This is a genomic window from Dokdonella koreensis DS-123, assembly GCF_001632775.1.
In the GTDB taxonomy this organism is placed as follows: Bacteria; Pseudomonadota; Gammaproteobacteria; order Xanthomonadales; family Rhodanobacteraceae; genus Dokdonella; species Dokdonella koreensis.
Map to the genome: position 1 here is coordinate 3,955,145 of NZ_CP015249.1, position 24,465 is coordinate 3,979,609.

The following is a 24,465-nucleotide window of genomic DNA, read 5'->3' on the forward strand; positions in this document are numbered from 1 at the left end:
CGGTCGCCACGGCGCACGGCATCAACCGCCGCGCGGCCGGTAACGCTCGGCGATCCGCTCGATCAGGCGTGCCGCCAGGACCTGCTTGTCCGCCCGCTCGAGTTCCTCGCGGCCCCCGTCCCACAGCAGCAGCAGCGCGTTCTCGGCGCACTCGAAGCCGATGTTGTCGGCAACGCGGTTGGCCGCGATCATGTCGAGGTTCTTGCGCTCGAGCTTGCCGCGCGCATACCCCTCGACATTGTCGGTTTCCGCCGCGAAACCGACCACGAACGGCCGGCCGGGCAGCGCCGCGACATCGGCCAGGATGTCGGCGTTCTGCACCAGCTTCAGCTCGATCGCACCGCCGGTCTTCTTGAGCTTGGACGGCGAGACCGTCTCGGGCCGGTAGTCGGCCACCGCCGCGGTCGCGATGAAGATGTCCGCCGCGCCGGCTTCCGCGAGCACCGCGGTATGCATCTCGGCCGCGCTGCGCACGTCGACGCGGCGAACACCGGCGGGTGTCGCCAGTGCGACCGGACCGGCGACCAGGACGACCTCGGCACCCTGCGCCGCGGCCGCAGCCGCGACCGCGAAGCCCATGCGCCCGGAGCTGCGGTTGCCGATGAAGCGCACCGGATCGATCGGCTCGTGCGTGGGCCCGGCATCGACGAGCACCCGCTTTCCGGCGAGCAGGCTGCCGCGCCCACCCGGCGCGAGCGCGGCGACGATGTCCTCGGGCTCGGACATGCGTCCGGCGCCGACGTCGCCACAGGCCTGGTCTCCCACGCCCGGCCCGATCACCTGCATGCCGCGGCCGCGCAACAGCGACAGGTTGGCCTGCGTGACGGGCTGCGCCCACATCTGCTGGTTCATCGCCGGCGCCAGCGCGATCGGCGCGGCGCTGGCCAGGCACAGCGTGGTGAGCAGGTCATCGGCATGGCCATGCGCGAGCCGTGCGATCAGGTCCGCGGAAGCCGGCGCGACGACGATCTGGTCGGCCCAGCGCGCCAGCTCGATGTGGCCCATCGCCGCTTCGGCAGCCTCGTCCCAGAGACTCGTGCGCACCGGCCGGCCCGACAGGGCCTGGAACGTCAACGCCGTGACGAAACGCGCCGCGTTCTCGGTCAGGACCACCTGGACCTCGGCACCGGCCTCGCCGAGGCGGCGCACCAGATAGGCCGCCTTGTACGCCGCAACCCCGCCGGAAACGCCGAGCAGGATGCGCCGCTTCGCCAAGCTCGCTGATGTCATGTGCGAAAAATCCGACCGGAATGACGGCATCTAGCTTACTCAAAATCGGCGCATCCGATGACGGCGTGCGCGCCGGCGGCCGCTAGAGTCGGTGGCCTACCGGTCCCGGAGGCGCCTGGATGAAAATCATCGAACTGCCCGACGACGAGCGCCCGCGCGAGAAACTGATGGCGCGGGGCGCCTGGTTCCTGTCCGATGCCGAAGTGCTCGCCGTGCTGCTGGGCTCGGGCCGCTCGGGCAGGAACGCGGTGGAGACCGCCTGCGTCTGGCTGCGCAACAGCGGCGGCCTGCGCGAGCTGCTCGAGGCGCCGCGCGGGACCCATGCGATCGGCACGGCCACCTGGTGCCGCCTGCACGCCGCCGTGGAGCTGGGCCGCCGCTGCCTCAACCACCACGTGGACGGGACGACGGACACGCCGCTGACGACGCCGGAGATGGCCTCGCGCTTCTTCAAGTCGCAGCTGGCAGGCTATCCGTTCGAGATCTTCGCCTGCCTGTTCCTCGACAACCGCCACCGGATCGTCAGCTTCGAGAAGATGTTCAGCGGCACCGTCGCCGGTGCCAGCGTGCATCCGCGCGAGGTGGTCCGCCGCTGCGTCGAGCTCAATGCCGCCGCCGTGATCTTCGTCCACAACCACCCTTCCGGCCAGCCCGAGCCCAGCGCCGCGGACCAGGCGATCACGGCGCGCCTGCGCGAGTCGCTGGACCTGATCGAGGTCCGCGTGCTCGATCACTTCATCGTCGGCGACGGCACGCCGATCTCGATGGCGCGCCGCGGGATGCTCTAGCGTCGCCGGACCGGCCGCCGCGGGGCGCGGCGGGCCCGCTCCCGCCGCCGCGCCGCGGCCCGCCCGGCCGGACTGCGGCGCGTCCTGTCCGGCAGCCGGCGCGCCACCTATACTTCGACCCTCACGAGGCAGACATGGAGCGTGCGTGCTGCTGGCCTTCCCGCGGGCCTTCCCTCCCGACAGCATCGAGATGCAGGTGGCCGACGCCGGCGCGGCCCGGCGCCTGCCGCTACCGGATGCGGAACGCCTGGAAGCGCTCCTCGACGAGCGCCTCGGGGCGTTGCTGCCGTTCGCCGGTCCGCAAGCGACGCTGCTGTCGTGCGTGGCCGATGCGATCCGTGTCGCCCACGCGCGCATGAGCCTGCGGCACGGGCGGCTCGGCAACGACTTCCATGCCTACCACTGCGAGGATCACATCCTGGAGATCCTCGACGGCCGCGTCGGGCGCCTGATCGCCCGTGGTGGCCTGCGCAGCCTGTCCTGGCGGGATTGGTGCGCCCTGCTGCTGTTCGCCGCGACGCACGACCTGCGCCAGCGGGAGTCTCCCCTTCCCGGCAGCCGGATCGGCACGAACGAGCGCGCCAGCGCCGAGGAAGCGCTGCGCATCCTCGACGCCTGCGGGTTCTGCCGCGAGCAGGACGGCGACTTCCACGCCAACCTGGAGCTGATGATCACCGGCAGCACCTTCGACGCCCGGCAGGCGCCCGGCGGCCCCACGCTCAACGCCGCCGAGCTGCTGCACACGGGTGGCGCGCTGGCCTCGGCGCTGCCGGCCTACCTCGACGCCAGCCGCCCGGGCTGGCGCGACGAGCCGCGCCTGGTCCACGCGGCCAACCTGGCCCTGGTCGCGGCCGACCTCGACACGGCCAACGTGGCCGAGCCGTTCCTTTCGCTGGTGACCAGCGGCGAGCGCCTGTGCCGCGAGCGGGAGATGCTGTGCGGACGAGCGATCGATTCGGCGGCCAGCGCGGCGCCGGTCCTGCGCTTCCTGACCGATGCGCAGGAAGCGTATTTCTTCGATCTGCACCGGTTCCATTCCCAGGCCGGCCGGGCGGCGTTCTCGGACGGGAAAAGCGCCAATGCGGCCCGCCTCAAGGCCTTGTGCGCGGGCGTCCGGGCGCGGGCGGCCGCCGCCGGTCCACCCGGCTCGGGCGAGGCGGTCATCGCCCTCTACCGCGCCGTCGGTACCGAGCTCGGCGCCCGTCCCGAACCCTGACGCCAGCCCCCGCCAACGGCCATCCCCGCGGACGGCTGCCCACAGTTATTCACAAATCAACCCGGCTCCGACACTTTGGAGCCACTTCACATGTCGTTTCGTGAAGTGGCCTACAGGCAATTGAAAACAATATGTTTTTATACTGAAATCTAGCCAGGCCGGCGATGCCGGCCGCGCGAAGGCGCGCCAATTTACCGGCTTGTCCTCATCCACCCACAGACTTATCCACAGGACCGCGATCGCGGCGCGCTGGCCTACAATAGGCCCGCTTTTTCGAACGGCTCCCATCGTGAAACAAGACCTGCGTGACTGGATCCTTCAGGCGCTGACCGCCCTGCAGGCCGGGGGCTCGTTGCCCGCCGGCGACCTTCCCGACTTCGTCGTCGAGCGCACCAAGAACCGCGGCCACGGCGATTTCGCGACCAATGCGGCCCTGCTGCTGGCCAAGGCGGCCGGCGCCAAGCCGCGTGACCTGGCGGCGACGATCGCGGCGGCCCTGCCCCCCCGGGAAGGCGTGGCACGCGTGGACATCGCCGGCCCCGGCTTCATCAACATCGTCCTCGACGGCGCGGCCTATACGGCCCAGCTGCGCACCCTCCTGGCCCAGGGCACCGCCTACGGCCGCAACGACAGTGGCCGTGGACGCCGGGTGCAGATCGAGTTCGTGTCGGCCAACCCGACCGGACCGCTGCACGTCGGCCACGGGCGCGGCGCCGCCGTCGGCGACAGCCTGGCCCGCGTCCTCGACGCCAACGGCTGGGCGGTGACCCGCGAGTTCTACTACAACGACGCCGGCGCCCAGATCACCAACCTCGCGCTGTCGGTACAGGCGCGCTGCAAGGGCATCGAGCCGGACCATCCGGCCTGGCCGGCGGACGGCTATCGCGGCGACTACATCCTCGACGTGGCCCGCGACTACATGGCCGGCGCCACGGTCCACGCGGACGGGCAGGACGTGAGCGGTACCGCCGACGGCGACGACCTGGAAGCGATCCGGCGCTTCGCCGTCGCCTGGCTGCGGCGCGAGCAGGACCTGGACCTGCGCGCGTTCGGCGTGGTCTTCGACGTGTACTTCCTCGAATCCTCGCTCTATCGCGACGGCAAGGTCGAGGCGACGGTGCGCGACCTCATCGCCGCCGGCCACACCTACGAGCACGAAGGCGCGCTCTGGCTGAAGACCACCGACTTCGGCGACGACAAGGACCGCGTCATGCGCAAGGGCGACGGCAGCTACACCTACTTCGTTCCCGACGTGGCCTACCACGTCGACAAGTGGCGGCGCGGCTTCGAGCGCGTCATCAACGAGCAGGGTGCCGATCACCACTCGACGATCACGCGCGTGCGGGCGGGCCTGCAGGCGCTGGACGCCGGCATCCCGAAGGGCTGGCCCGAGTACGTGCTGCACCAGATGGTCACGGTCATGCGTGGCGGCGAGGAAGTGAAGCTGTCCAAGCGCGCCGGCAGCTACGTCACCGTGCGCGACCTCATCGACGAGGTCGGCCGCGACGCGACGCGCTACTTCCTGATCGCCCGCAAGACCGATTCGCAGCTGGTGTTCGACATCGACCTGGCGCGGGCGCAGACCAACGACAACCCGGTGTTCTACATCCAGTACGCGCACGCGCGGGTGTGCAGCGTGCGCCGGCAGCTGGCCGAGCGCGGCATCGCCTGGGACCGCGACAACGGCCTGGCCCGGCTCGACCGCCTGGTCGAGACCCACGAGCAGCTTCTGCTGGTCGAGCTTTCGCGCTACCCCGAAGTCGTCGAGGCGGCCGCGACCAACCTCGACCCGCAACTGCTCGCCCACTACCTGCGCGAGGTCGCCACGGCGTTCCACGCCTGGTACAACTCGCACCACTTCATCGTCGAGGACGCCGACGTGCGCGATGCGCGCCTCGGCCTGGCCGAAGGCACGCGCCAAGTGCTCTTTAACGGACTCGACCTGCTCGGCCTGTCGGCCCCGGAGACCATGTAATGGCAACACGCAGGAAGGGAAAACAGGCCACGCGCGGCTCGTCGCGGTCGGCCTGGCCGGTCTGGGTCTGGGTGGGTCTGGGCATGCTGCTCGGCATCGGCCTGATGCTGGTCGTGCTCGGCAAGGACTGGGCGCCGCTGCTGCGCAAGCAGAACCTGCCGCAGCCCAATCCCGAGGCCACCGCACCGCGGGCGGGCGATGCCGGCATCGCCGAGGACGGCAAGGGCAAGCCGCGCAAGACCTACGACTTCTACCAGGTGCTCCCGGAAAAGGAAGTCGTGATACCGGACGCGGAACTGACCGCCCGGGCCCGGGCCGAGCAGCAGGCCAAGGCCGCCCAGGCCCAGCAGCCCAGTGCCACCGCGCCGGCTGCGACCGCCACGCCGGGCGTGCGCTACATGCTGCAGACCGGTTCGTATCCGGACGCCCGTGCCGCCGACGAGGTCAAGGCCAAGCTGGCCCTGCTCGGCTTCGTCGCCCAGGTGCAGCCGGTCGCGATCAACGGCAAGACCTGGAACCGCGTGCGCCTGGGACCGTATCCGAGCGCGAGCGAGCTGGAAGACGCCAAGCGCGCCCTCGCCGACAACGGCATCAACGCGATCGCGCTGAAGGAAAACGCGCAGTAGGGCGTGTCATTCCGCTGACTGGCCGTCAGGCCCAGCCGCGCAGCGCACGCTGGCGGCTTCTCAGGGCCAGCCCAGCGGGCCGCGCCCGGGACCGCGCATCGTCCGGACGTGGACCGACGTCCACGTCCTCGCGCTTTCTTGTCCCAAGCGCGCGCAGGAACGCCAGCCTGACTCGGGATGGATGACACGCACTGGGCCGGCGGGCGCGAGCGCGCCCGCCGCCGTGACGCGCTACTCGAAGTCGTCGGCGAAGATCGCGTCGCCGAGTTCGATGTCGATGCGCCATATCGTGCTGTTCGAGCGGGCGATGTAGAGATTGCCGGCCTCGTCCTCGCCGAAGCCGTAGATGTTGCCGCTGGCCGGGCTGGTCATCTGGATGCCGCCGGTGTCCCAGGTCGGGCCCGACGCGGTGGCGTACCACAGCCGGCTCGAGCACGAATCGCCGTAGAAGTAGGTGCCGTGGAACGCCGTCGCCGGTCCGCGGTAGACATAGCCGCCACTGACCGCGCAGCCTTCGCCGTGGGCATATTCGATCACCGGTGCGATCGTGCCGGTGGTGCCCGGGCAGGTCGTGCCCGACCCGGACGCGTCGTAGTAGTGCCGCCCTTCGCAGCGGCTCCAGCCGTGGTCGCCACCGCCGACGCCGGCCGGCTCCACGGTGATTTCCTCGTAGGTGCCCTGGCCGACGTCGCCGATCACCAGGTCGCCGGTTGCACGATCGAAGCTCATGCGCCAGGGATTGCGGAAGCCGTGCGCCCAGATCTCGTCGCAGGTACTGCTGGTGGCCGCATGCGGGTTGCCCGCCGGGATCGAGTATTCGGCCGGACTGATGCCGTTGGATCCGCACATCTCGGCGCCGACCGCGCCGCCGCGGGTGTCCACGTCGATGCGCAGGATCTTGCCGAGCAGGTAGTACTGGGTGCCACCCGTCGCGCCGCAGGCGCTGCCGCTGCTCGCCGGCTTCTTCCACAGGCATTCGGCGAACTGGTACGGATTGCCCTGCGCGCCGCTGTCGCCGGATGAGATGTAGAGATAGCCGTCGGGGCCGAAATGGATGTCGCCGCCGTTGTGATTGCCGGCCAGGTCCGGTATGCGCAGGACGATCGTCCCGGCCGGGTTGGCGACGTCCGCATCGGGGGTCGGCACGGTGTAGCGCGCGACTACCTGGTCCGGTGTCGCGCCCAGCCGCGGATCGCCGTTGGGCCGCGTGTAGAAGACGTAGAACTCGTCGTTGTGCGCGAGCGCGGGCTTGCCGAAGTTCGGATGGAAGGCCAGGCCCAGCAGGCCCGATTCGCCGCTGAAATTGACCGAAACGGTCAGGAACGGCGTCGGCAGCATCGCGCCGCTCTTGATCACCCGGATCTCGCCGCCCTGCTTGACGACGAACAGGCGGCCACTGCCGTCGTGCGGCGCGCGGACCGCGACCGGCGAGATGTAGGAGCCGGGAATCTGGGTCAGCGTGACGCCAGGGATGTCCTGGGCCGCGGCGCCGCCCGCGGCCACGATGAGCGACGCCGCGAGAAGTCGGATCGTATTGCGCATGAGCTTTCTCCGTCGATCAACCATGCCGTCCATCGCGACGGCTGCGGAGCATCCTGCAGGACCGGCGTGCGAGACCACGCCGGTCGCCGGTATCCGCCACGCTTCACTCGAAGCCGGTGGCGAAGATCACGTCGTCCGAGGTTTCCTTGCTCTCGAAGCGGTAGACGCGGTTGCCGGAGGTGTGTGCCACGTAGAGATTGCCGGCCTCGTCCTCGCCGAAGCCCGAGTAGGTGCCGTAGCCGTTGGCGTCGTCGCGCCAGACCGTGTACGTCCACGCGCCGCTGCCATTGGGCTTGCCGACGAAGATCTCGCTGGTGCACGCATCGGCGAAGATGTACATGCCGCGCAACGGCACGATCGGCCCGCGATAGCGGAAGCCGCCGGTGATCGCGCAGCGGCCGCCGGCATGCGTGTACTCCATGACAGGCAGGACGTGGCTCGGGATCGGCGGCTGGCAGACGTTGGACGAATTGAAGACCGCGGTCCCTTCCATGCAGCGCCAGCCGTAGAACAGCGGCTCGGTCGAGCCGTTCACGCGCAGGTCGATTTCCTCGCGGCCGCCCTGGCCGACGTCACCGATCCACAGGTCGCCGGTCTGGCGGTCGAAGCTCATGCGCCACGGATTGCGGAAGCCGTGCAACCAGATCTCGTCGCAGGTGTTGGTGGTCCCCACGTGCGGATTGTCGGTGGGGATCGAGTACTCGGCCGTGCCGATGCCGCTCGAGCCGCACATCTCGGCACTCACGGTACCTCCGCGGGTGTCGACGTCGATGCGCAGGATCTTGCCCATCAGGAAGTAGGTCGGCGTGCCGCTGCCGCAGGTGGCGGGGTTGGTATCGCTGCTCTTCTTCCACAGGCAGGTGGCGAAGCCATTGGTGTCGTTCTGTACGCCGCCGTCACCGGTGGCGATGTACAGGTAGCCGTCGGGACCGAAGTGGATGTCGCCGCCGTTGTGGTTGGAGGCGATGTCCGGGACCCGCAGCACGAGCGTGCCGGATGCGTTGGCGACGTCCGGATTGCCCGCCGATACCGTGTAGCGGGCGACGGCGACGTCCGGCGACGAGCCCAGCCGCGGCTCACCCGACGCGCGGTTGTAGGCGACGTAGAACTCGTCGTTGTGCGGCTGGCCCGGCCGGCCGAAGTTGGGATGGAACGCCAGGCCCAGCAGGCCGCTCTCGCCGCCGTAGCTCACCGGCACGGACAGGAACGGCGTCGGCAGCAGCGTGCCGTCCTTGATGATGCGGATCGAGCCGGCCTGGCTGACGACGAACACCCGGCCGCTGCCGTCGTGCGGCGCGCGGATCGCGACCGGTGCGCTGACCTGGCTGGTGACCTGGACCAGGTCCAGGTCCGCGGGAACCGTCTGTGCCTGGACGGCGGAAAACGGTACAAGCGCGGTCGAACAGAGCAGGACCCACGAAAACATTCGCATCAGGCGGACTCGCAGTCGGGGCGACGATCGGCAGATCGGTTCTACGCCTCCCCTCCTGCCGACGCTATCGCGGATGGATACAAGTGTGACGGGCATCGCGGGGCGATGCCGGCCCGCCGATCATACCGGTCTACTCGAACCCGGAGATGAAGACGACGTCTTCGTTCTCCTGCGAGGAGTACAGCCGGAAGATCCGTCCATCCTGATGGTCGACCACGTAGAGCCGCCCGTTCTCGCCCTCGCCGAACGCCGCGACGGTGCCGTAGCCCACCGGGATGCCGGACGGGAACGGCGCGTAGGACCAGCTGCCGCTGCCCGCCTGCGTGCCGAGCAGGATCTCGCTCGAGCACGAGTCGCCGAACACGTAGATGCCGCGCAGGCCGGCGATCGAGCCGCGATAGCGAAGGCCGCCGGTCACCGCGCAGCGCAGGTTCTGGCCGCCCGGGTACTCGAACAGCGGCGGCGCGGTTCCCGTCGCCGCGGGACAGTCGTTGCTGCCGGTGGGCGGGTAGTACTGGCTGGCCTGGCAGCGCGGATAGCCGAAGTTGCGGTTGCCGCCGGCGACGTAGCGGTCGATTTCCTCGCGATTGACACCGACGTCGCCGATCCACAGGTCGCCGGTGGCGCGGTCGATGCTGAAGCGCCACGGATTGCGCAGGCCGTACAGCCAGACCTCGCGGCATTGCCCGGTGCCGGTGAACGGATTGCCGGCCGGGATCGAGTACTGCGCAGACTGCCCCTGCGTCGCGCCACACATGCCGGCCGAGGCCGATCCGGTCGGATTGCGCACGTCCAGGCGCAGGATCTTGCCGCGCAGGTCGCCCAGCGCCTGGGCGTGCGCGTGGTCGGCCGGCTCGCCGCCACCGGAACCGATGCTCCAGTACAGATGGCCGTCGGTGCCGAAATGGATGTCGCCGCCGTTGTGGTTGTAGCTCAGCTCCGGCACCCGCAGCACCTGCGCCTGGCTGCCGGAAAACACGTTGGCCGCCGGATCGGAGGCGACCAGCCGGCGCAGGATCAGTCCGCGCTGCTCGGCGGGCGTGCCGCCGTAGACGATGTACAGCGTGCCGTTGCTCGCAAAGGACGGATCGAAGGCGATGCCGAGCAAGCCCTGCTCGACGTCACCGGTGTTGACGTCGCGCGTGTAGTACGGCGTCGACAGCAGCGTGCCGGCGGCGTTCAGTACGCGGATGCGGCCTGACCGCTCCAGGATGAACATGCGACCGCTGCCGTCGCGCGGACTGGCGATGGCCGTCGGGTTGACCAGCCCGCTGGTGACCACCGGCACCAGGGCCAGGTCGGACGGCAGCTGCGCCTGCCCTGCCGTCGCCCAGGCCAGACCGATTCCCAGGACGATACGACCCCACCCGCGTGAACGGACGGCCATGACTGAACCCTCTGGATGCCGAAATAGTGTGAATTCTGTCACATAATTTTGGCGGCTGATGCAGGACGAACGCAGGCTGTTCAGGCACCCGGCCGGCGCTTGAGCCGGATCAGCGCCGAGATGTCCTCGTCGCCGTGCCCCTGCGCCATCAGCACGGCGTAGTCGGCCAGGGCCTTCTCGATGACGCTGCGATCGGTACCGGCCGAACGGGCCAGTTCGCGCACGATCTTCAGGTCCTTGTGCAGCAGGGCCAGCTTGAAGCCGACCGAGAACTCGTCACGCAGCAAGGTGGCGCCGCGCTTGTCGAGGAACCAGTTGCCGGCGGCACCGGCCGCCAGCGTCGGAATCAGCGTCTCGCCGTCGAGGCCGAGCTTCTCGGCCAGGGCCAGCCCTTCGCAGACCGCCGCCGCGATGCCGGCCACCAGCACCTGGTTGACCGCCTTGGCGTTCTGGCCGGCGCCGCTGCCGCCGAGATGGCTGATCCGTGCCGCATAGCAGTCCAGCAGCGGCCGGACCCGCGCCACCGCCGCTTCGTCGCCGCCGACCATCACCGACAGGCGCCCGTTGATCGCGCCCTCGACGCCGCCGGACACCGGCGCGTCGACGAAGTCGCCGCCGGCCGCGACCATCCGCTGGCGGGCCTCCTGCGCGGTGACCGAGGAGACGGTCGAATGATCCACCACGATCGTACCCGGCGCCGCGTGCCGGGCGATGACCGCGACGTCGGCCAGGACGTCGGCGTCGGCCGGTACGCACAGGGCGATGACGTTGCAGCGCGCGGCCAGGTCGGCGAGGTCGGCCGCCGGCGTGAGGTCCCATTCGGCCGCGGCCGCCCGGGCCTTTTCGGGCGTGCGCGTCCAGACCGCCTGCAGCAGCCCGGCGCGGGCCAGGTGCGCGGCCATCGGGTGGCCCATGGCGCCGAGGCCGACGAAACCCGCTTTCAGTTCACTCATCGAGGATCCTTGGGAAGAAGCCGGAATGCCGCCGTCCGCGGTCAGGCGTCTTCGGCCAGGTAGGTGTAGCCGGTCAGGCCCGCTTCCAGCGCCGCCTCCAGCGCCGCCGCCTCGCCGGCGTCGAGGCCGGCCGCGGCCAGCTTGTCGCGGTAGGCCTGGCGCAGATCGCCGAGGTCGTAGCCGACGTAGTCGAGCATCAGGTCGGTGGTGTCGCCGCGGCGCACGTGGGTGAACGCATAGACCTCGCCGTCCAGCTTGACGTTGACCGCGTCGGTGTCACCGAACAGGTTGTGGATGTCGCCGAGCGTCTCCTGGTAGGCACCCACCATGAACAGGCCCAGCAGGTACGGCTGCCCGTCCTCGACCGCGTGCAGCGGCAGGCTGACGTCGATGCCGTCGGCATCGACGTAGCGGTCGATGCGGCCGTCCGAGTCGCAGGTCAGGTCGGCGATCACGCCGCGGCGCTCGGGCCGGCGATCGAGGCGGGTGACCGGCACGATCGGGAACACCTGGTCGATCGCCCAGATGTCCGGCGCCGACTCGAACACCGAGAAGTTGACGAAATACTTGTCCACCAGCGTCTCGTTGAGCTCGTCGAGCACCTGCCGGTGCGAGCGCTCGTCGGGCTTGAGGCGCTCGCGCACCGCGTTGACGATCGCGTAGTAGAGGTCGTCGAGCTGGGCGCGGTCGGCCAGCGAGAGCTGGCCCAGCGCGTAGAGCGACTGGCCTTCGGACAGGTGGTACTGCGCCTCGTGATAGAGCTCGGTCGCCGGGCGCAGGCCGATCTCGGCGTGCGCTTCGCGCAGCCGGCGCAGCACGGCCGGCTCGTCCTCGCGCTCGGGCGGCACGGCACCGGTCGGTGCCTGCTCGATCTCGCTGACGTTGACGACCAGTACCGCGTGATGGGCGGTCAGCGCACGGCCCGACTCGGTCAGGACGTGCGGCGGCGCCAGGCCGTTGGCCGCGCAGGCCTCGGCCAGCGCGCCCACCACGCTCGAGGCGTACTGGTCCAGGCCGTAGTTGATCGAGCAGTCCGAGCGCGAGCGCGTGCCTTCGTAGTCCACGCCGAGGCCGCCGCCGACGTCCATGTAGCGGATCGGCAGCCCGAGCTGCGAAAGCTCCACGAAGTAGCGCACCGCCTCGCGCATGCCGCGCGCGATGTCGCGCACGTTCGACATCTGCGATCCCATGTGGAAATGCAGCAGCTTGAGCGTGTGCGAGAGACCGGCCGCCTGCAGCTCGTCGATCAGCGTCAGCAGCTGGCGCGGCGTCAGGCCGAACTTGGCCTTGTCGCCGCCGGAGTTCTGCCACTTGCCGGCACCCAGGCTCTTCAGGCGCATGCGCACGCCGAGCAGCGGTTCCACGCCGAGCGCTGCGGCCTCCTCGATGACGTAGCGCAGCTCCGAGGGCTTCTCGACGACGATGAAGATGTCCAGGCCCAGCTTGCGCCCGATCAGCGCCAGCCGGACGTACTCGCGATCCTTGTAGCCGTTGCAGATGACGATGCTGCCGTGGCGCGCCAGCGCCAGCACGGCCATCAGCTCCGGCTTGGAGCCGGCTTCCAGGCCGAAGCCTTCCGCGCCGTTGGCGGCCAGTTCGCCGGCCACGTTCTTCTGCTGGTTGACCTTGATCGGATAGATCGAGGTATAGCCGCCGGCGTAGTCCCATTCGTCCATGGCGCGGCGGAAGGCGGCCTGCAGCCGGGCACGGCGGTCGTTCAGGATGTCGGCGAAGCGCACCAGCAGCGGAAGCCGGCAGCCGTGCGCCCGCGCGGCGTTCACGACCTCGTGCAGATCCAGCGCCGGCCCCCCTTCACCGCGTGGACGCACGAGGACCGTGCCGCCCGCGCCGACGTCGAAATAGCCTTCGCTCCAGTGCGGGATCGAGTAGGTATGGCGGGCGTCTTCGATGCTGAAGGGCGTCGTCATGCGGGGCAGGTCCGATGTCCGGGAGACGGCCTGACGGCCGGGGGCGGCTATTGTACGGTCGCCACCGTGTCAGCGCGTGTCCGGCGCCGCGTGTCCACGGGCAATCGCGAATCGCTACAATCGCGCGCCTTCGACCCGTTCCACCCTCCCTTTCCGGAAGACCACATCATGTCCAGCACCGAATCGAACTGGTTCACCGAAGCCTATGAGCCGTCCGGCTCGTCGATCGGGTTCCGCGTGACCGAGCGTCTGCATGCGGAGAAGACGCCGTTCCAGACGATCGAGATCTACGACTCGACGGACTGGGGCAAGCTGATGGTCATCGACGGCTGCATGATGCTGACCGCGCGCGACAACTTCCTCTATCACGAGATGATCGCGCACCCCGCGCTGTTCACGCATGCCCGCGCCAAGCGCGTCGTCATCATCGGCGGCGGCGATTGCGGCACCTTGCGCGAAGTGCTGCGCCACGAGGAAGTCGAGCACGCGGTGCAGGTGGAGATCGACGAGCGCGTCACGCGCCTGGCGGAGAAGTACTTCCCCGAACTGTGCGAAGCCAACGGCGACCCGCGCGCGGAACTCAAGTTCGACGACGGCATCAAGTACATGGCCGACTGCGAGCCCGAATCGGTCGATCTGGTCATCGTCGATTCCACCGACCCGGTCGGCCCCGCCGAGGGCCTGTTCAACGCCGCGTTCTACGCCAGCTGCTTCAAGGCGCTGCGCCCGGCCGGCCTGCTGGTGCAGCAGAGCGAGTCGCCGCTGGCGCACCTGGAGCTGATCAAGTCGATGCGGATGGCGATGCGCAGCGCCGGCTTCCAGGCCGTCAAGACGCTGCCGTTCCCGCAGCCGTGCTACCCGACCGGCTGGTGGAGCTGCACGATGGCGCGCAAGGGCGCCGACCTTTCCGGCTTCCGCGAACGCGGCGCCGCGACCAAGCAGTTCGCCACGCGCTACTACAACGCCGACATCCACAAGGCCGCGCTGGCCCTGCCGGAGTTCATGCGCGAGGCGCTGGGCGAATAACCCGCGGCGCAAACGAAAACGCCGCGGGATCGCTCCCGCGGCGTCGAAGTCCTTCGCGGCGATACCGCCGCGGTACCGGTCACGCCGGCGTCAGTCGCGCTTGCCGCGCGGCGCCGACTCGAAGCGCGGGGCCGGCGGCGGTGCGGAACGCACGGCCGGCGCGGGCGCCGAACGCATCGGCGGCGGTGCCTGGATCCGCGGTTGCGGCCGCGGCATCGCGGCTGGCGCCGACGAGGGGCCGATCACCCGGCCGGTCCTGCCGTCGTTGTCCCACATCGGCGCGCGCTGCACACGACGCGCTTCGGGCGGCGCCGAGATCGTGGAGCGTTCCCGGTAAGCCGGCGCCTGGCTGCGGTTGAAGCCGCGTTCGCCGGTGGCGGCGTTCGCATCGGGCAACGAGACCCAGCCCGACGTGCCGGCCGGGTCGCGGGTGTAGCCCGCCTGGCGAACCCGCTCGCGCTCGATCATGCCCTCGTCGCGGCGCGGGCCGCGGTGCGGCACGTGGTAGACCCACGGATAGCCGCCCCACCAGCCGCCGTAGCCGTAACCCCAGCCCGGATAGCCCATGGCCCAGCCCGGGTAGCCCCAACCGGCATAGCCCAAACCCCAGCTGTACGGCGAGCAGGCGCCGAACGCATACGGATAGGGGCACGCGTGATAGCCGCCCCAACCATAGCCGTAGCCGCCATAGCCACCGACGTAGACGGACGGTGCCGCGCCGGCGTAGTAGTCGCCGCTGGCGTCGACCGCGCCTTCCGGTCCGTCGCCGTAGTAGTACGTGTAGCTGGGCGTCGTCGCACAGCCGGCCAGCAGGGCGATGGCCAAGGCAAGCAAGAGTCGGATCATGGTGCACCTCCGCGAGCAGCGGTCCGATCATAGTCGATGCACACCGACACGGCGCTGAAGCGCGCTAGGCGAGGCTGCGATCGAGAATGTCGGCCAAGTCGGTCGATACATGGGGGCGGGCGCGCAGCCGTTCAATCTCGTGGCGCATCTGCGCGCGCCGTACCGGCTCGTACCGGCGCCAGCCACCGAAGCTGGTCGCCAGGCGGGCCGCCACCTGCGGCGTCAGCGCGTCGACGCGGGTGATCGATTCGGCGATCAGCCGGTAGCCGGCGCCATCGGCGCGATGGAAACCGCGTGGATTGCGCAGCGCGAACGCCAGCAGCAGCGCATAGACCTTGTTCGGGTTCTCCCAGCGGAACGCCGGATGGGTGGTCAGGGCCGCCACCCGCTCGGCCGCATCGTCGCGCGCGGCGGTCGCCTGCAGCGAGAACCACTTGTCGAGCACCAGCGGCTGGCTGGCGTGACGCGTCGCGAAATCGTCCAGGGCGGCCGGCGCATCGGGCGCCTCCGCCTGCAACAGGCAGGCCAGGGCCGCCAGCCGGTCGGTCAGGTTGACCGCTTCGCGCCATTGCAGCCGCACGCGCTCCAGGTGGGTCGGCGCGGCGCGCGCCAGCAGCGCCATGCAGCGGTTGCGCAGCCGCCGGCGCGCCTGGGCCGGGGCATCGATGGCCTGCGAGGCCACGGCGACCGGCCGGTCCAGGCACCGCAGCAGGTCCGGCTCCAGCGCGGTAGCCAGCGCCGTTTCCAGCCGCGCGCGCGCGACGTGCACGGCCTCCGGATCGACCGGCACCCGGCCTTCGGACAGCGTCGCTTCATCCGGCAGCGTCAACAGCTCCGCAGCCAGCGCCGGATCGATGCCGTCGTCGCCGAGCACGGCGGCGATCGCATCGGTCCACAGTGGCAGCGCTGCCGGCGACGCGGTGCCCGCGAGGATGTCGGCGAACAGGCGCCGGCCCAGGGTGTCCACCGCCAGCCAGCGGTTGAAGCCGTCGTCCTCGTGGCGGGCCAGCAGGGCCAGGTCCGCCGCAGCGACGTCCTGGTGCAGCCGTACCGGTGCCGAGTAGCCGCGCAACAGCGACACCACCGGCGGCTCGGCGACGCCTTCGAACTGCCAGGTCGCTTCCGCCCCGTCGAGCAGCAGCACCCCGTCGTCGGAAACCGGCGGCGAAGCGGCATCGGCACGCAATGGCAGGCGCCGGCCGTCGCGGCCGAACAGCGCGGTGGCGACCGGCAGCGGCAGCGCCTGCCCCTCGGGGCGGTTGGCCGTGGCCGGCGTGCGCTGGCGCAGCGTCAGCGCATAGCGCTGCGCCTGTGCGTCATGCCGGCCGCTGGCGACCAGCTCCGGCGTGCCGGGCTGCGCGTACCAGGCCAGCCATGGCGCCAGGTCGCGACCGGTGGCGGCACCGAGCGCGGCGAGGAAATCCTCGATCGTCACCGCCCGCCCGTCGTGCCGGCTGAAGTACAGGTCCAGGCCGCGGCGGAAGCCCTCGCGGCCGAGCGCGGTGGCCAGCATGCGAACGATCTCCGCACCCTTCTCGTAGACCGTGGCCGTGTAGAAGTTGTCGATCGCGCTGTAGTGCAGGGGCCGCACCGGATGCGCCAGCGGGCCGGCGTCCTCCGGGAACTGCGCGCGCCAGAGCGTGCGCACGTCCTCGATGCGCCGCAGCGTGCGCGAGGCGACGTCCGATTCGAACTCCTGTTCGCGATAGACCGTGAGGCCTTCCTTGAGGCTGAGCTGGAACCAGTCGCGGCAGGTGACGCGGTTGCCGGTCCAGTTGTGGAAGTACTCGTGCCCGACCACGGCCAGCACATGGCGGAAATCGTCGTCGGTGGCCTGCTCGATGTCGGCCAGCAGGTACTTGGAATTGAAGATGTTGAGGCCCTTGTTCTCCATCGCGCCCATCGTGAAGTCGTGCGTGGCGACCACGTGGAAGGCGTCCAGGTCGTAGCAGCGCCCGAAACGCGCCTCGTCCCAGCGCATCGCCTGCTTGATGCAGTCCAGCGCCCAGCCGCACTGCGCGATGGCGTCGGCCTCGGCATGCACCACCACGCCGACGCGGCGGCCCTCGGCGGTCACGAACGTGTCCTCGATCCGCTCCAGGCGGCCGGCCACCAGTGCGAACAGGTAGCTCGGCTTCGGGTGCGGATCGACGAAGCGCGCCCAGTGCCGGCCGCCGCCGGCATCGCCGGCACCGGCGGCGTTGCCGTTGGCGAGCAGCACCGGGAACCGCGCGCGATCGGCGCGCAGGGTCACCGTATAGCGCGCCAGCACGTCCGGCCGGTCGGGAAACCAGGTGATGCGGCGGAAGCCTTCCGCCTCGCACTGCGTCAGCAGGAAGCCCGCCGCGGCGCTGCCGCTCAGGTACAGCCCCTGCAACGCGGTATTGGCGGCCGGCCGGATGCGCGCGCGCGTCCTGACCGTCGCGGTCGCCGGCAGGTCCAGCAGCGTCAGCGACCGCTCGTCCAGCCGCCAGCGCTCCGCCGGCAGCGGCCCGCCGTCGACCTCCAGCGCCAGCAGCTCCAGCGATTCACCGTCCAGGCGCAGCGGCACGGCGTCCGTGCCGGCGTCCCGCTCGACGCGAAGACAGGCCTCGACGACGGTCGCCTCCGGATCGAGATCGAAGACCAGCTCGACATCGGTTACGCGCCAGGCGGGCGCCTGGTAATCGGCGAGGCGGACGGCAAGGGCGGGAGCGGACATGGGATGGCGGCGGCGGCGCGGAACGGGGCCGCGGCAGCGATCGGCCGCGGACGATGCGATCGGCCGGCGCACGGCGCTGGCGCCGCGTCCGCCCCGATCGGCGGCCGCCACACTAGCATGTGAAATGCACCGGCGTGTATCGTCCCCGCCCTCCCGCTGCCATCCGCGCGCCATGTCCGACGCCCTTCCCGATTTCTCCGCCGTCGAGGACGCCGCCCGCCGGATCGCGCCGTTCGTCGCGGCGACGCCGGTGTTGCGCTCGGCCAGTCTCGACGCACTGGCCGGCGCCCGCCTGGTCTTCAAGTGCGAGAACTTCCAGCGGGTCGGCGCTTTCAAGTTCCGCGGCGCCTGCAACGCGGTGTGGTCGCTCACCGACGAGGAGGCCCGGCGCGGGGTCGTCACGCATTCCTCCGGCAACCACGGCGCCGCGCTGGCACTGGCGGCGCGCACGCGCGGCATTCCCGCCCACGTCGTCGTACCGGAAGGCGCGGTGGCGGCCAAGCTCGCCGGCATCGCCGCCTATGGCGCGACGCTGCATTCGTGCGCGCCGACGATGGCCGCGCGCGAGGCCACCGCCGCGCACGTGGCCGCGCAGACCGGCGGCACCCTGGTCCATCCCTACACCGACCCGCGCGTGATCGCCGGCCAGGGCACGGCCGTGCTGGAGCTGATCCGCGAGCACGGGCCGTTCGACGCCGTGGTCGCACCGATCGGCGGTGGTGGGCTGATCGGCGGCACCGCGATCGCCACGCACGCCCTGCTGCCCGCCGCGCGCGTGTTCGCGGCCGAGCCCGAAGGCGCCGACGACGCGTTCCGTTCGCTGCGCGCCGGCCAGCGCGTGAGCGACCTGGTCCCGGCGACGATCTGCGACGGCCTGCGCGGCCTGCTCGGCGCGATCAATTTCGCGCTGCTGCAGCGCCATGCCGTCGAGGTCCTGCCGGTGAGCGACACCGAGGTCGTGGCCGCGATGCGCCTGATCTGGGAACGCCTCAAGATCGTCGTCGAACCGTCGAGCGCGATCGCGCTCGCCGCCGTGCTGCGCAACCCCGAGCCGTTCGCGAGCCGGCGCGTCGGCATCGTGCTGAGCGGCGGCAACGTCGACCTCGATCACCTGCCCTGGATGTCCTGAGAGGCCCGCCCGCATGTGGACCGATGCCCTGCTCGCCTACGCCCACTACGCCAGCATCCTGTTCCTGGCCGGCTACCTGCTCTGCGAATACCTGCTGCTCCGGCACAGGGACACGCCGCCCGATCCGGCCTTCCTGGCCCGCATCGACATCGGCTACTTCATCGCCGCCATCGCCGTGCTGGCGAGCGGCGCCGGGCGGTTGTTCTTCGGCGCCAAGCCGGCGGCGTTCTTCCTCGGCAATCCGGTGTTCCACGCCAAGATCAGCCTGTTCGTGCTGATCGGCCTGCTGTCGATCGCGCCGACGCGCGCGTTCCTGCGCTGGCGCCGCCTGCAGCGGGAAGACACCGGCTGGCGCATCCCGGCCGACCAGCAGCGGCGCGTCCGCCTGCTGGTGCTGGTCGAGCTGCACCTGGTCGCGCTGCTGCCGCTGCTGGCCGCGCTGATGGCGCGCGGCATCGGCTACCGCGGCTGAGGTTGCGGACGCCGGTTGACGATCGCGAGCGCCAGGCAGATCAGTACGATGCCGGCCGCTTCGGCCGCATCCGGGCGCTCGCCGAGCAGCCACCAGGCGAAGCCGATGCCGAGCACCGGGATCACCAGGCTGGTCATGCCGGCCACGTGGGTCGGCAGGCGCTCGACGATGTAGGACCACAGCACCCAGGCCAGACCCGACGCGAGCACGGCGTTGTAGGCGACGGCGGCGACGAAGTAGCCGGTCCAATCGTAGCTGCGCTCGTCCGCCAGCAGCGCGACGACGACCAGGCCGGCGCTGCCGAACGCCATCTGCCAGGCGGTCAGCGACAGCGCGCTGACCCCGCCGCGCGCGAACAGCCGCTTGGACAACACCACGCCGATCGCCCAGAACAGTCCACCGCCGATCGCGAGCCAGGCGCTCTGGGCGGTGCCCAGGCCGTGCCAGGGCTCCAGCACCAGCACCAGGCCGGCGGCAGCGACCGCGATCCCGGCCCCATGCCGGGCCGAGGGTCGATCCGCCAGCAGCCACCAGGCCAGCAGCACGGTCCAGAACGGCATCGTGTAGGCCAGCAGCGCGGTCCGGCCGGCGCCGCCGTCGACCAGCGCCCACTGCACGAAGGCCTGGAAGCCGGTGGTCTGCGCCAGGCCGATCGCCGCGGTCAGCAGCAGCGGCGGCGGCCGCAGCGACTCGCCGCGGGCCGCCAGCAGGATGAACAGCACCAGCGTGCCGAGCAGGTAGCGCAACGCCGAGAACGAAAACGGGCCTGAATAGGCCATCGCCTGCTTCATGACGATCCAGTTGTAGCTCCAGATCAGCGCGAGCACGACGAGCGCGAGCCAGGCGCGAGAGGCAGGACGGGGCACGGCGATACGTCGCATGGCGGGCCGGGGGGATCGCCTATGATACCTGCCGACCTTCCACGAGGATTGCCGATGTCCGCGACCACCGACCTGATCCGCGACTACTACGCGGCGTTCAACCGTGCCGACTGGGAGACCATGCTGGGCCACCTGACCGAGGACGTCGCCCACGACATCAACCAGGGCGGCCGCGAGACCGGCAAGGCGACGTTCCGCGCGTTCCTGGCGCGCATGGACCGCTGCTACCGCGAACGCCTGGAGAACATCGTCGTGTGCGCCAGCGAGGACGGCCGCAACGCCTCGGCCGAGTACGTCGTGCACGGCCAGTACCTGGTCGCCGACGAAGGCCTGCCGCCGGCCCGCGGTCAGGCCTACGTGCTGCCGGGCGGCGCGTTCTTCGACATCCGCGACGGCAAGATCGCGCGCGTCACCAACTACTACAACCTGGAGGATTGGATCCGCCAGGTCAGCGCCTGAGGCCCACCATGGCCGCCGACGGTCCGGTCCGTTGCGGATGGGCGATGCATACGGACATCGAGCGCGACTACCACGACACCGAGTGGGGCGTGCCGCTGCACGATGACCGCGCGCTGTTCGAGTTCCTGTGCCTGGAGGGCGCCCAGGCCGGCCTCTCGTGGCGGACGATCCTCGCCAAGCGCGACAACTACCGCAGCGCGTTCGAGGGCTTCGACATCGCGCGCTGCGCGCGGCTCGGCGATGCGCGACTGGAGCAGCTGCTGACCGACCCGGGCATCGTGCGCAACCGTCTCAAGGTGTACTCGGTGCGCGACAACGCGCGCGCGGCGCTGGAGGCGATCGAGGCGTTCGGCAGCCTCGATGCGTTCCTGTGGTCGTTCGTCGACGGCACGCCGGTCGTCAACGCCTGGAAGACGATGCGCGAGGCGCCGACCAGCACGCCCGCCTCCGACCGCATGAGCAAGACGCTCAAGAAGCGCGGCTTCCGCTTCGTCGGCACGACGATCTGCTACGCGATGATGCAGGCCACCGGCATGGTCAACGACCACGTCACCGGCTGCTTCCGCTACCGCGAGGTGGCGGCCGGCGCATGATCCTCACCGACCCGGCCGCCTTCCTCGCCGCGTTCGACGAGGAGCGCTTTCCGCCGCGCGGCCCTTCGACCGCACGCGCCGCGTTCACGGTCGCGCCGGCGGATTTCTCGCTGGCCGCCGAGTCGGCCCGCGACAATCGCTACATGGACCTGTCGGCCGCACCCGACCCGCTGCGCGCCCTGGCCGAGCACGCCGGGCTGACGCGCCGCATCGGCGCGGACCTGCCGACGCTGTGCTTTCCGGGCGATCCGGCCTGCCCGGACGGCATCTTCCCGAACAATGTCTTCGCCACCGTCCCGGGTCGCCTGATCGTCGGCCGCATGCGCCATGCGGTGCGCCGGCGCGAAGCCGGGCGTGCCGACATCCGCGCGTTCTTCACCGGCCTGCTCGGCTATCGCACGATCGACTTGTCGCAGGAATCCTTCGTCGCCGAGCTGACCGGCGCCCTGGTGATCGACCGCGCACGCGGCATCGGCTACTGCGGCCTGTCCGAGCGCTGCGACCGGGCCGGCGCACGGGCGATGCAGGCCGCCTTCGGCCTGCGCCTGATGTTCTGCTTCGATCTGGCCCCCGGCGAGTACCACACCAATGTCGTGCTCGCGCTGCTGGCCGGCCGCAGCGCGATCATCGCGCCGGACGGCTTCGCCGATCCGGCCGTACCGGACGCGATCGCCCGTGCCTACGGCGGCCGGGCGGTGTTCATCGACGCGGCGCAGAAGCGCGCCTATGCCGGCAATGCGATCAGCCTGACGCCGCAGCGCGTGTGGATGAGCGAACGCGCCGCCGATGCACTCACGCCGGGCCAGCGCGCGGCGCTGGCCGGCTGGGGATGGTCGATCGGCAGCGTGGATCTGGCGACGATCGAGACCGCCGGCGGCAGCCTGCGCTGCTGCGTGGCGGAAATCTACTGAGGCCGGTCCCGGCGCGCCGCGGGCACGCTAGCGCGACGGCAGCACGATGCGCCGCGCGGGGCGTCCGATCAGGTCGAGGAAGCCGTTGAACACGGTGTCGGCCGAGGCCTGCATCGCATCGATGCGCGACGCGGTCAGCGTGCGGATCTCGTCCGGGCCGTGGCCGAGGCGCGCGGCCACCAGTTCGTCGCGATACTCCGGCAGGCCGAGCCAGCGCTCGATCAAGGCGCCGTCCATCTCCAGGTGGAACTGGAAGCCATAGGCAGCAGCGCCGTAGCGGAATGCCTGGTTCTCGCAGGTCGGCGTGCGCGCCAGGTGTTCGGCACCCGCCGGCAGGTCGAACGTGTAGCTGTGCCACTGGAACACCGCCGCATGCGCGCCGAGCGCGCCGGTCACCGGATCGCGGCGCCCGCCGTCGGTCGTCGCCAGGTCGTACCAGCCGATCTCCGGCGACGGATTGCGCCGTATGCCGGCGCCGAGCACGTGCGCCAGCAGCTGCGCGCCCAGGCAGATGCCGAGCACCGGCTTGCCCTGCGCGAGCGCCCGTTCGATCACCGCCAGCTCGGTCTTCAGGTGCGGCCGGCGTGCCTGGTCCTCGACGTTCATCGGCCCGCCCAGCACGATCAGGCCGCGGTAGCGGTCGATGTCGGGACGGGCATCGGGATCGCGCTCGAAATTGACGAACTTGATGCGATGGCCACGGCGGCGGATCAGCGGGTCCAGCGTGCCGAGCGGCTCGGCGGCGACATGCTGGAAGACGAGGATGCGGGGCATGGACGGACTTGCTGCGCTGCAATGCGAACGACTCTAGCGAATCGGGCCATCGCGTGCATCCGCCGGCGCCGCACAGCCGCCCGGCAGCGACGGTTATGATCGGCCGATCACCCGGGGAGAATCCGCATGCGCCTGATCGAACAGCTCGGCCGTCACAAGACCGTCGAACAACTGCAGGCCGAACTCGGCCAGCGCCGCGACCTGCGGCGGGTGCTCGGCGTCTGGCAGCTCACCAGCATCGGCCTGGGCGGCATCATCGGCGTCGGCATCTTCGTGCTGGCCGGCCAGCAGGCGGCCGTCAACGCCGGACCCGCGGTCGCGATCGCGTTCCTGATCGCCGGCATCGCCAGCGCCGCGGCGGCGCTGTGCTATGCGGAGTTCGCCGGACTGATCCCGGTCACCGGCAGCGCCTATACCTACGGCTACGCGGTGCTCGGCGAGTTCGTCGCCTGGCTGATCGGCTGGGACCTGCTGCTGGAGTACGCGCTGATCGTCGCCGCCGTCGCGAGCGGCTGGTCCGGCTACCTGCAGGCGCTGCTCGACGCAGCGGGAATGCCGCTGCCGGTCTGGGCGCAGGGCGCGCTCGGCACCGGCGAGGGGCGTGTCTTCAACGTGGTCGCCGCGGCCGTCGCCCTGGCGGTGGCGGGCCTGCTGACCCTGCGCACCGAGTGGGGCGCGCGCCTCAACACGATCGTCGTTGCGATCAAGATCATCGGCGTCGCCCTGGTGATCGGCGTCGGCGCGTTCTACATCGATCCGACCAACTGGCAGCCGTTCGTCCCGGCCCGCGTCGTCGATGCCGCCGGCGTCGGCCACTACGGCTGGCACGGCGTCGTCGCGGCGGCCGCGGTGGTGTTCTTCGCGGTGTTCGGCTACGACACGCTGACCACCGCCGCCGAGGAAGCCAAGGACCCGCAGCGCGACCTGCCGCGCGCGATCCTGCTCTCGCTCGGCATCTCGATGGCGTTGTACCTGACGATCTCGCTGGTACTGACCGGCGTGGCGCACTACTCGACGCTGGACAACGAGGCGCCGGTCGCGCACGCGTTCGGCAGCATCGGCCTGACCTGGGTCAGCGTGGCGATCTCGGTGACCGCGGTGACCGGCATCATCAGCGTCGTCTTCGCGTTCATGCTGGCCGCCGCCCGCATCTGGTTCTCGCTGGCGCGCGACGGCCTGCTGCCGGCCTGGTTCGCCAAGGTGCATCCGCGCTACGGCACGCCGTACCGCCCGACCCTGGTGCTGGGCGTGTTGACCGCGATCGCCGCCGGGCTACTACCGATCGGCGACCTGGCCAAGCTGGTCAACATCGGCGCCTTGAGCGCCTTCGTGGTGATCTGCGGCGCGATCCTGGTGCTGCGCCACCGGCGCCCGGAACTGCCGCGCGCATTCCGCACGCCGTGGGTGCCGTTCGTGCCGCTGGTCGGCATCGGCTTCTCGATCTGGCTGCTGTCGTTCCTGCCGTGGGCGACCTGGGAGCGCTTCCTGATCTGGATGGGCCTGGGGCTGCTGGTCTATTTCGGCTACAGCATCCGGCACAGCCGCCTGGCGCGCGGCAACGGCCAGGACGCGGCTGGCGCCTGACCGCGCCACGGC

General features: G+C 70.6%; 21 protein-coding genes. 11 read left to right on the top strand and 10 right to left on the bottom strand.

The annotated features are described in order from the left end of the window. Nucleotides 1-21: 21 nt before the first annotated feature. Entirely contained in the window at nt 22-1,230 is a 1,209-nt protein-coding gene (coaBC, locus tag I596_RS16150; RefSeq protein ID WP_067650304.1) for a bifunctional phosphopantothenoylcysteine decarboxylase/phosphopantothenate--cysteine ligase CoaBC, read from the bottom strand. Nucleotides 1,231-1,349: 119 nt separating this feature from the next. Here coaBC and radC point away from each other — a divergent pair, with 119 nt between their 5' ends. From radC to I596_RS16170, 4 genes are all read left to right on the top strand, one after another. After that, on the top strand, nt 1,350-2,018 hold the full coding sequence (gene radC, locus I596_RS16155; RefSeq protein WP_067650307.1) for a RadC family protein: 669 nt from the start codon (nt 1,350-1,352) through the stop codon (nt 2,016-2,018). 145 nt (nt 2,019-2,163) lie between these two features. Continuing rightward, on the top strand, nt 2,164-3,234 hold the full coding sequence (locus tag I596_RS19210) for a hypothetical protein (RefSeq protein WP_067650310.1): 1,071 nt from the start codon (nt 2,164-2,166) through the stop codon (nt 3,232-3,234). 289 nt (nt 3,235-3,523) lie between these two features. Then, complete coding sequence (argS, locus tag I596_RS16165; RefSeq protein ID WP_067650313.1) at nt 3,524-5,209, top strand: arginine--tRNA ligase; 1,686 nt, start codon at nt 3,524-3,526, stop codon at nt 5,207-5,209. Beyond that, nucleotides 5,209-5,835, top strand: coding sequence for an SPOR domain-containing protein (locus I596_RS16170; RefSeq protein WP_067650316.1), 627 nt, complete (start codon nt 5,209-5,211; stop codon nt 5,833-5,835). The genes argS and I596_RS16170 overlap by 1 nt, the downstream gene beginning before the upstream one ends. A 231-nt stretch (nt 5,836-6,066) precedes the next feature. On the opposite strand, the gene I596_RS16175 is transcribed toward I596_RS16170, so the two are convergent. From I596_RS16175 to speA, 5 genes are all read right to left on the bottom strand, one after another. Continuing rightward, nucleotides 6,067-7,377, bottom strand: a complete 1,311-nt coding sequence (locus I596_RS16175; protein ID WP_067650318.1) for a PQQ-dependent sugar dehydrogenase — start codon at nt 7,375-7,377, stop codon at nt 6,067-6,069. Nucleotides 7,378-7,480: 103 nt separating this feature from the next. Beyond that, a complete protein-coding gene (locus I596_RS16180; protein ID WP_190278931.1) occupies nt 7,481-8,809 on the bottom strand; it encodes a PQQ-dependent sugar dehydrogenase in 1,329 nt (442 codons plus the stop codon). A 130-nt stretch (nt 8,810-8,939) separates the two neighbouring features. Continuing rightward, entirely contained in the window at nt 8,940-10,196 is a 1,257-nt protein-coding gene (locus I596_RS16185; RefSeq protein WP_067650323.1) for a PQQ-dependent sugar dehydrogenase, read from the bottom strand. An 80-nt stretch (nt 10,197-10,276) separates the two neighbouring features. Next, on the bottom strand, nt 10,277-11,194 hold the full coding sequence (locus I596_RS16190; RefSeq protein WP_484481959.1) for an NAD(P)-dependent oxidoreductase: 918 nt from the start codon (nt 11,192-11,194) through the stop codon (nt 10,277-10,279). Then, nucleotides 11,191-13,077 (bottom strand): biosynthetic arginine decarboxylase, encoded by a 1,887-nt coding sequence (speA, locus tag I596_RS16195; RefSeq protein ID WP_067650326.1) that lies wholly within the window; start codon nt 13,075-13,077, stop codon nt 11,191-11,193. The genes I596_RS16190 and speA overlap by 4 nt, the downstream gene beginning before the upstream one ends. A gap of 168 nt (nt 13,078-13,245) precedes the next feature. Between speA and speE the strand changes: the two genes are divergently transcribed. Further along, entirely contained in the window at nt 13,246-14,103 is an 858-nt protein-coding gene (gene speE / locus I596_RS16200; RefSeq protein WP_067650329.1) for a polyamine aminopropyltransferase, read from the top strand. Nucleotides 14,104-14,193: 90 nt separating this feature from the next. On the opposite strand, the gene I596_RS18825 is transcribed toward speE, so the two are convergent. Together I596_RS18825 and pepN are read right to left on the bottom strand one after the other, a co-directional pair. Continuing rightward, nucleotides 14,194-14,949 (bottom strand): hypothetical protein, encoded by a 756-nt coding sequence (locus tag I596_RS18825; RefSeq protein WP_190278932.1) that lies wholly within the window; start codon nt 14,947-14,949, stop codon nt 14,194-14,196. A 64-nt stretch (nt 14,950-15,013) separates the two neighbouring features. Continuing rightward, nucleotides 15,014-17,650, bottom strand: coding sequence for an aminopeptidase N (gene pepN / locus I596_RS16210; RefSeq protein WP_067652175.1), 2,637 nt, complete (start codon nt 17,648-17,650; stop codon nt 15,014-15,016). Nucleotides 17,651-17,822: 172 nt separating this feature from the next. Between pepN and I596_RS16215 the strand changes: the two genes are divergently transcribed. Next, complete coding sequence (locus tag I596_RS16215; RefSeq protein WP_067650335.1) at nt 17,823-18,779, top strand: pyridoxal-phosphate dependent enzyme; 957 nt, start codon at nt 17,823-17,825, stop codon at nt 18,777-18,779. Nucleotides 18,780-18,792: 13 nt separating this feature from the next. Further along, entirely contained in the window at nt 18,793-19,251 is a 459-nt protein-coding gene (locus I596_RS16220) for a DUF2214 family protein (protein WP_067650338.1), read from the top strand. On the opposite strand, the gene I596_RS16225 is transcribed toward I596_RS16220, so the two are convergent. Next, nucleotides 19,239-20,117 carry a DMT family transporter gene (locus I596_RS16225; protein WP_223303855.1) on the bottom strand — a complete coding sequence of 293 codons (879 nt, stop codon included), beginning with the start codon at nt 20,115-20,117 and terminating at the stop codon, nt 19,239-19,241. The genes I596_RS16220 and I596_RS16225 overlap by 13 nt on opposite strands. 69 nt (nt 20,118-20,186) lie before the next feature. Here I596_RS16225 and I596_RS16230 point away from each other — a divergent pair, with 69 nt between their 5' ends. Genes I596_RS16230 through I596_RS16240 form a run of 3 tightly spaced genes read left to right on the top strand, consistent with a single transcriptional unit; the run spans nt 20,187 to nt 22,095 of the window. Further along, nucleotides 20,187-20,591: a ketosteroid isomerase-related protein gene (locus tag I596_RS16230; RefSeq protein WP_067650345.1), complete on the top strand. Its 405-nt coding sequence runs from the start codon at nt 20,187-20,189 to the stop codon at nt 20,589-20,591. 8 nt (nt 20,592-20,599) lie between these two features. Then, nucleotides 20,600-21,184 carry a DNA-3-methyladenine glycosylase I gene (locus tag I596_RS16235; RefSeq protein ID WP_067650347.1) on the top strand — a complete coding sequence of 195 codons (585 nt, stop codon included), beginning with the start codon at nt 20,600-20,602 and terminating at the stop codon, nt 21,182-21,184. After that, the gene (locus I596_RS16240; RefSeq protein WP_067650349.1) at nt 21,181-22,095 is read left to right on the top strand and encodes an arginine deiminase-related protein; all 915 of its coding nucleotides are present in this window, start codon (nt 21,181-21,183) and stop codon (nt 22,093-22,095) included. The genes I596_RS16235 and I596_RS16240 overlap by 4 nt, the downstream gene beginning before the upstream one ends. Before the next feature lie 27 nt (nt 22,096-22,122). Here the strand turns inward: I596_RS16240 and I596_RS16245 are convergent, their stop codons facing one another. Next, nucleotides 22,123-22,869: a type 1 glutamine amidotransferase gene (locus I596_RS16245; protein ID WP_067650351.1), complete on the bottom strand. Its 747-nt coding sequence runs from the start codon at nt 22,867-22,869 to the stop codon at nt 22,123-22,125. A gap of 126 nt (nt 22,870-22,995) precedes the next feature. Here I596_RS16245 and I596_RS16250 point away from each other — a divergent pair, with 126 nt between their 5' ends. Continuing rightward, on the top strand, nt 22,996-24,453 hold the full coding sequence (locus tag I596_RS16250; RefSeq protein WP_067650353.1) for an amino acid permease: 1,458 nt from the start codon (nt 22,996-22,998) through the stop codon (nt 24,451-24,453). Nucleotides 24,454-24,465: the final 12 nt, after the last annotated feature.

Excerpts from the sequence above, each read along its gene's own strand:
- pepN (WP_067652175.1), bottom strand. The coding sequence starts at position 17,650 with ATGTCCGCTCCCGCCCTTGCCGTCCGCCTCGCCGATTACCAGGCGCCC.
- coaBC (WP_067650304.1), bottom strand. The coding sequence starts at position 1,230 with ATGACATCAGCGAGCTTGGCGAAGCGGCGCATCCTGCTCGGCGTTTCC.
- I596_RS16170 (WP_067650316.1), top strand. The coding sequence starts at position 5,209 with ATGGCAACACGCAGGAAGGGAAAACAGGCCACGCGCGGCTCGTCGCGG.
- I596_RS16215 (WP_067650335.1), top strand. The coding sequence starts at position 17,823 with ATGTCCGACGCCCTTCCCGATTTCTCCGCCGTCGAGGACGCCGCCCGC.
- I596_RS16235 (WP_067650347.1), top strand. The coding sequence starts at position 20,600 with ATGGCCGCCGACGGTCCGGTCCGTTGCGGATGGGCGATGCATACGGAC.
- I596_RS16250 (WP_067650353.1), top strand. The coding sequence starts at position 22,996 with ATGCGCCTGATCGAACAGCTCGGCCGTCACAAGACCGTCGAACAACTG.
- I596_RS16180 (WP_190278931.1), bottom strand. The coding sequence starts at position 8,809 with ATGCGAATGTTTTCGTGGGTCCTGCTCTGTTCGACCGCGCTTGTACCG.
- I596_RS16175 (WP_067650318.1), bottom strand. The coding sequence starts at position 7,377 with ATGCGCAATACGATCCGACTTCTCGCGGCGTCGCTCATCGTGGCCGCG.
- I596_RS16240 (WP_067650349.1), top strand. The coding sequence starts at position 21,181 with ATGATCCTCACCGACCCGGCCGCCTTCCTCGCCGCGTTCGACGAGGAG.
- speA (WP_067650326.1), bottom strand. The coding sequence starts at position 13,077 with ATGACGACGCCCTTCAGCATCGAAGACGCCCGCCATACCTACTCGATC.
- I596_RS16245 (WP_067650351.1), bottom strand. The coding sequence starts at position 22,869 with ATGCCCCGCATCCTCGTCTTCCAGCATGTCGCCGCCGAGCCGCTCGGC.
- I596_RS16220 (WP_067650338.1), top strand. The coding sequence starts at position 18,793 with ATGTGGACCGATGCCCTGCTCGCCTACGCCCACTACGCCAGCATCCTG.
- I596_RS18825 (WP_190278932.1), bottom strand. The coding sequence starts at position 14,949 with ATGATCCGACTCTTGCTTGCCTTGGCCATCGCCCTGCTGGCCGGCTGT.
- I596_RS16230 (WP_067650345.1), top strand. The coding sequence starts at position 20,187 with ATGTCCGCGACCACCGACCTGATCCGCGACTACTACGCGGCGTTCAAC.
- radC (WP_067650307.1), top strand. The coding sequence starts at position 1,350 with ATGAAAATCATCGAACTGCCCGACGACGAGCGCCCGCGCGAGAAACTG.
- I596_RS16185 (WP_067650323.1), bottom strand. The coding sequence starts at position 10,196 with ATGGCCGTCCGTTCACGCGGGTGGGGTCGTATCGTCCTGGGAATCGGT.
- speE (WP_067650329.1), top strand. The coding sequence starts at position 13,246 with ATGTCCAGCACCGAATCGAACTGGTTCACCGAAGCCTATGAGCCGTCC.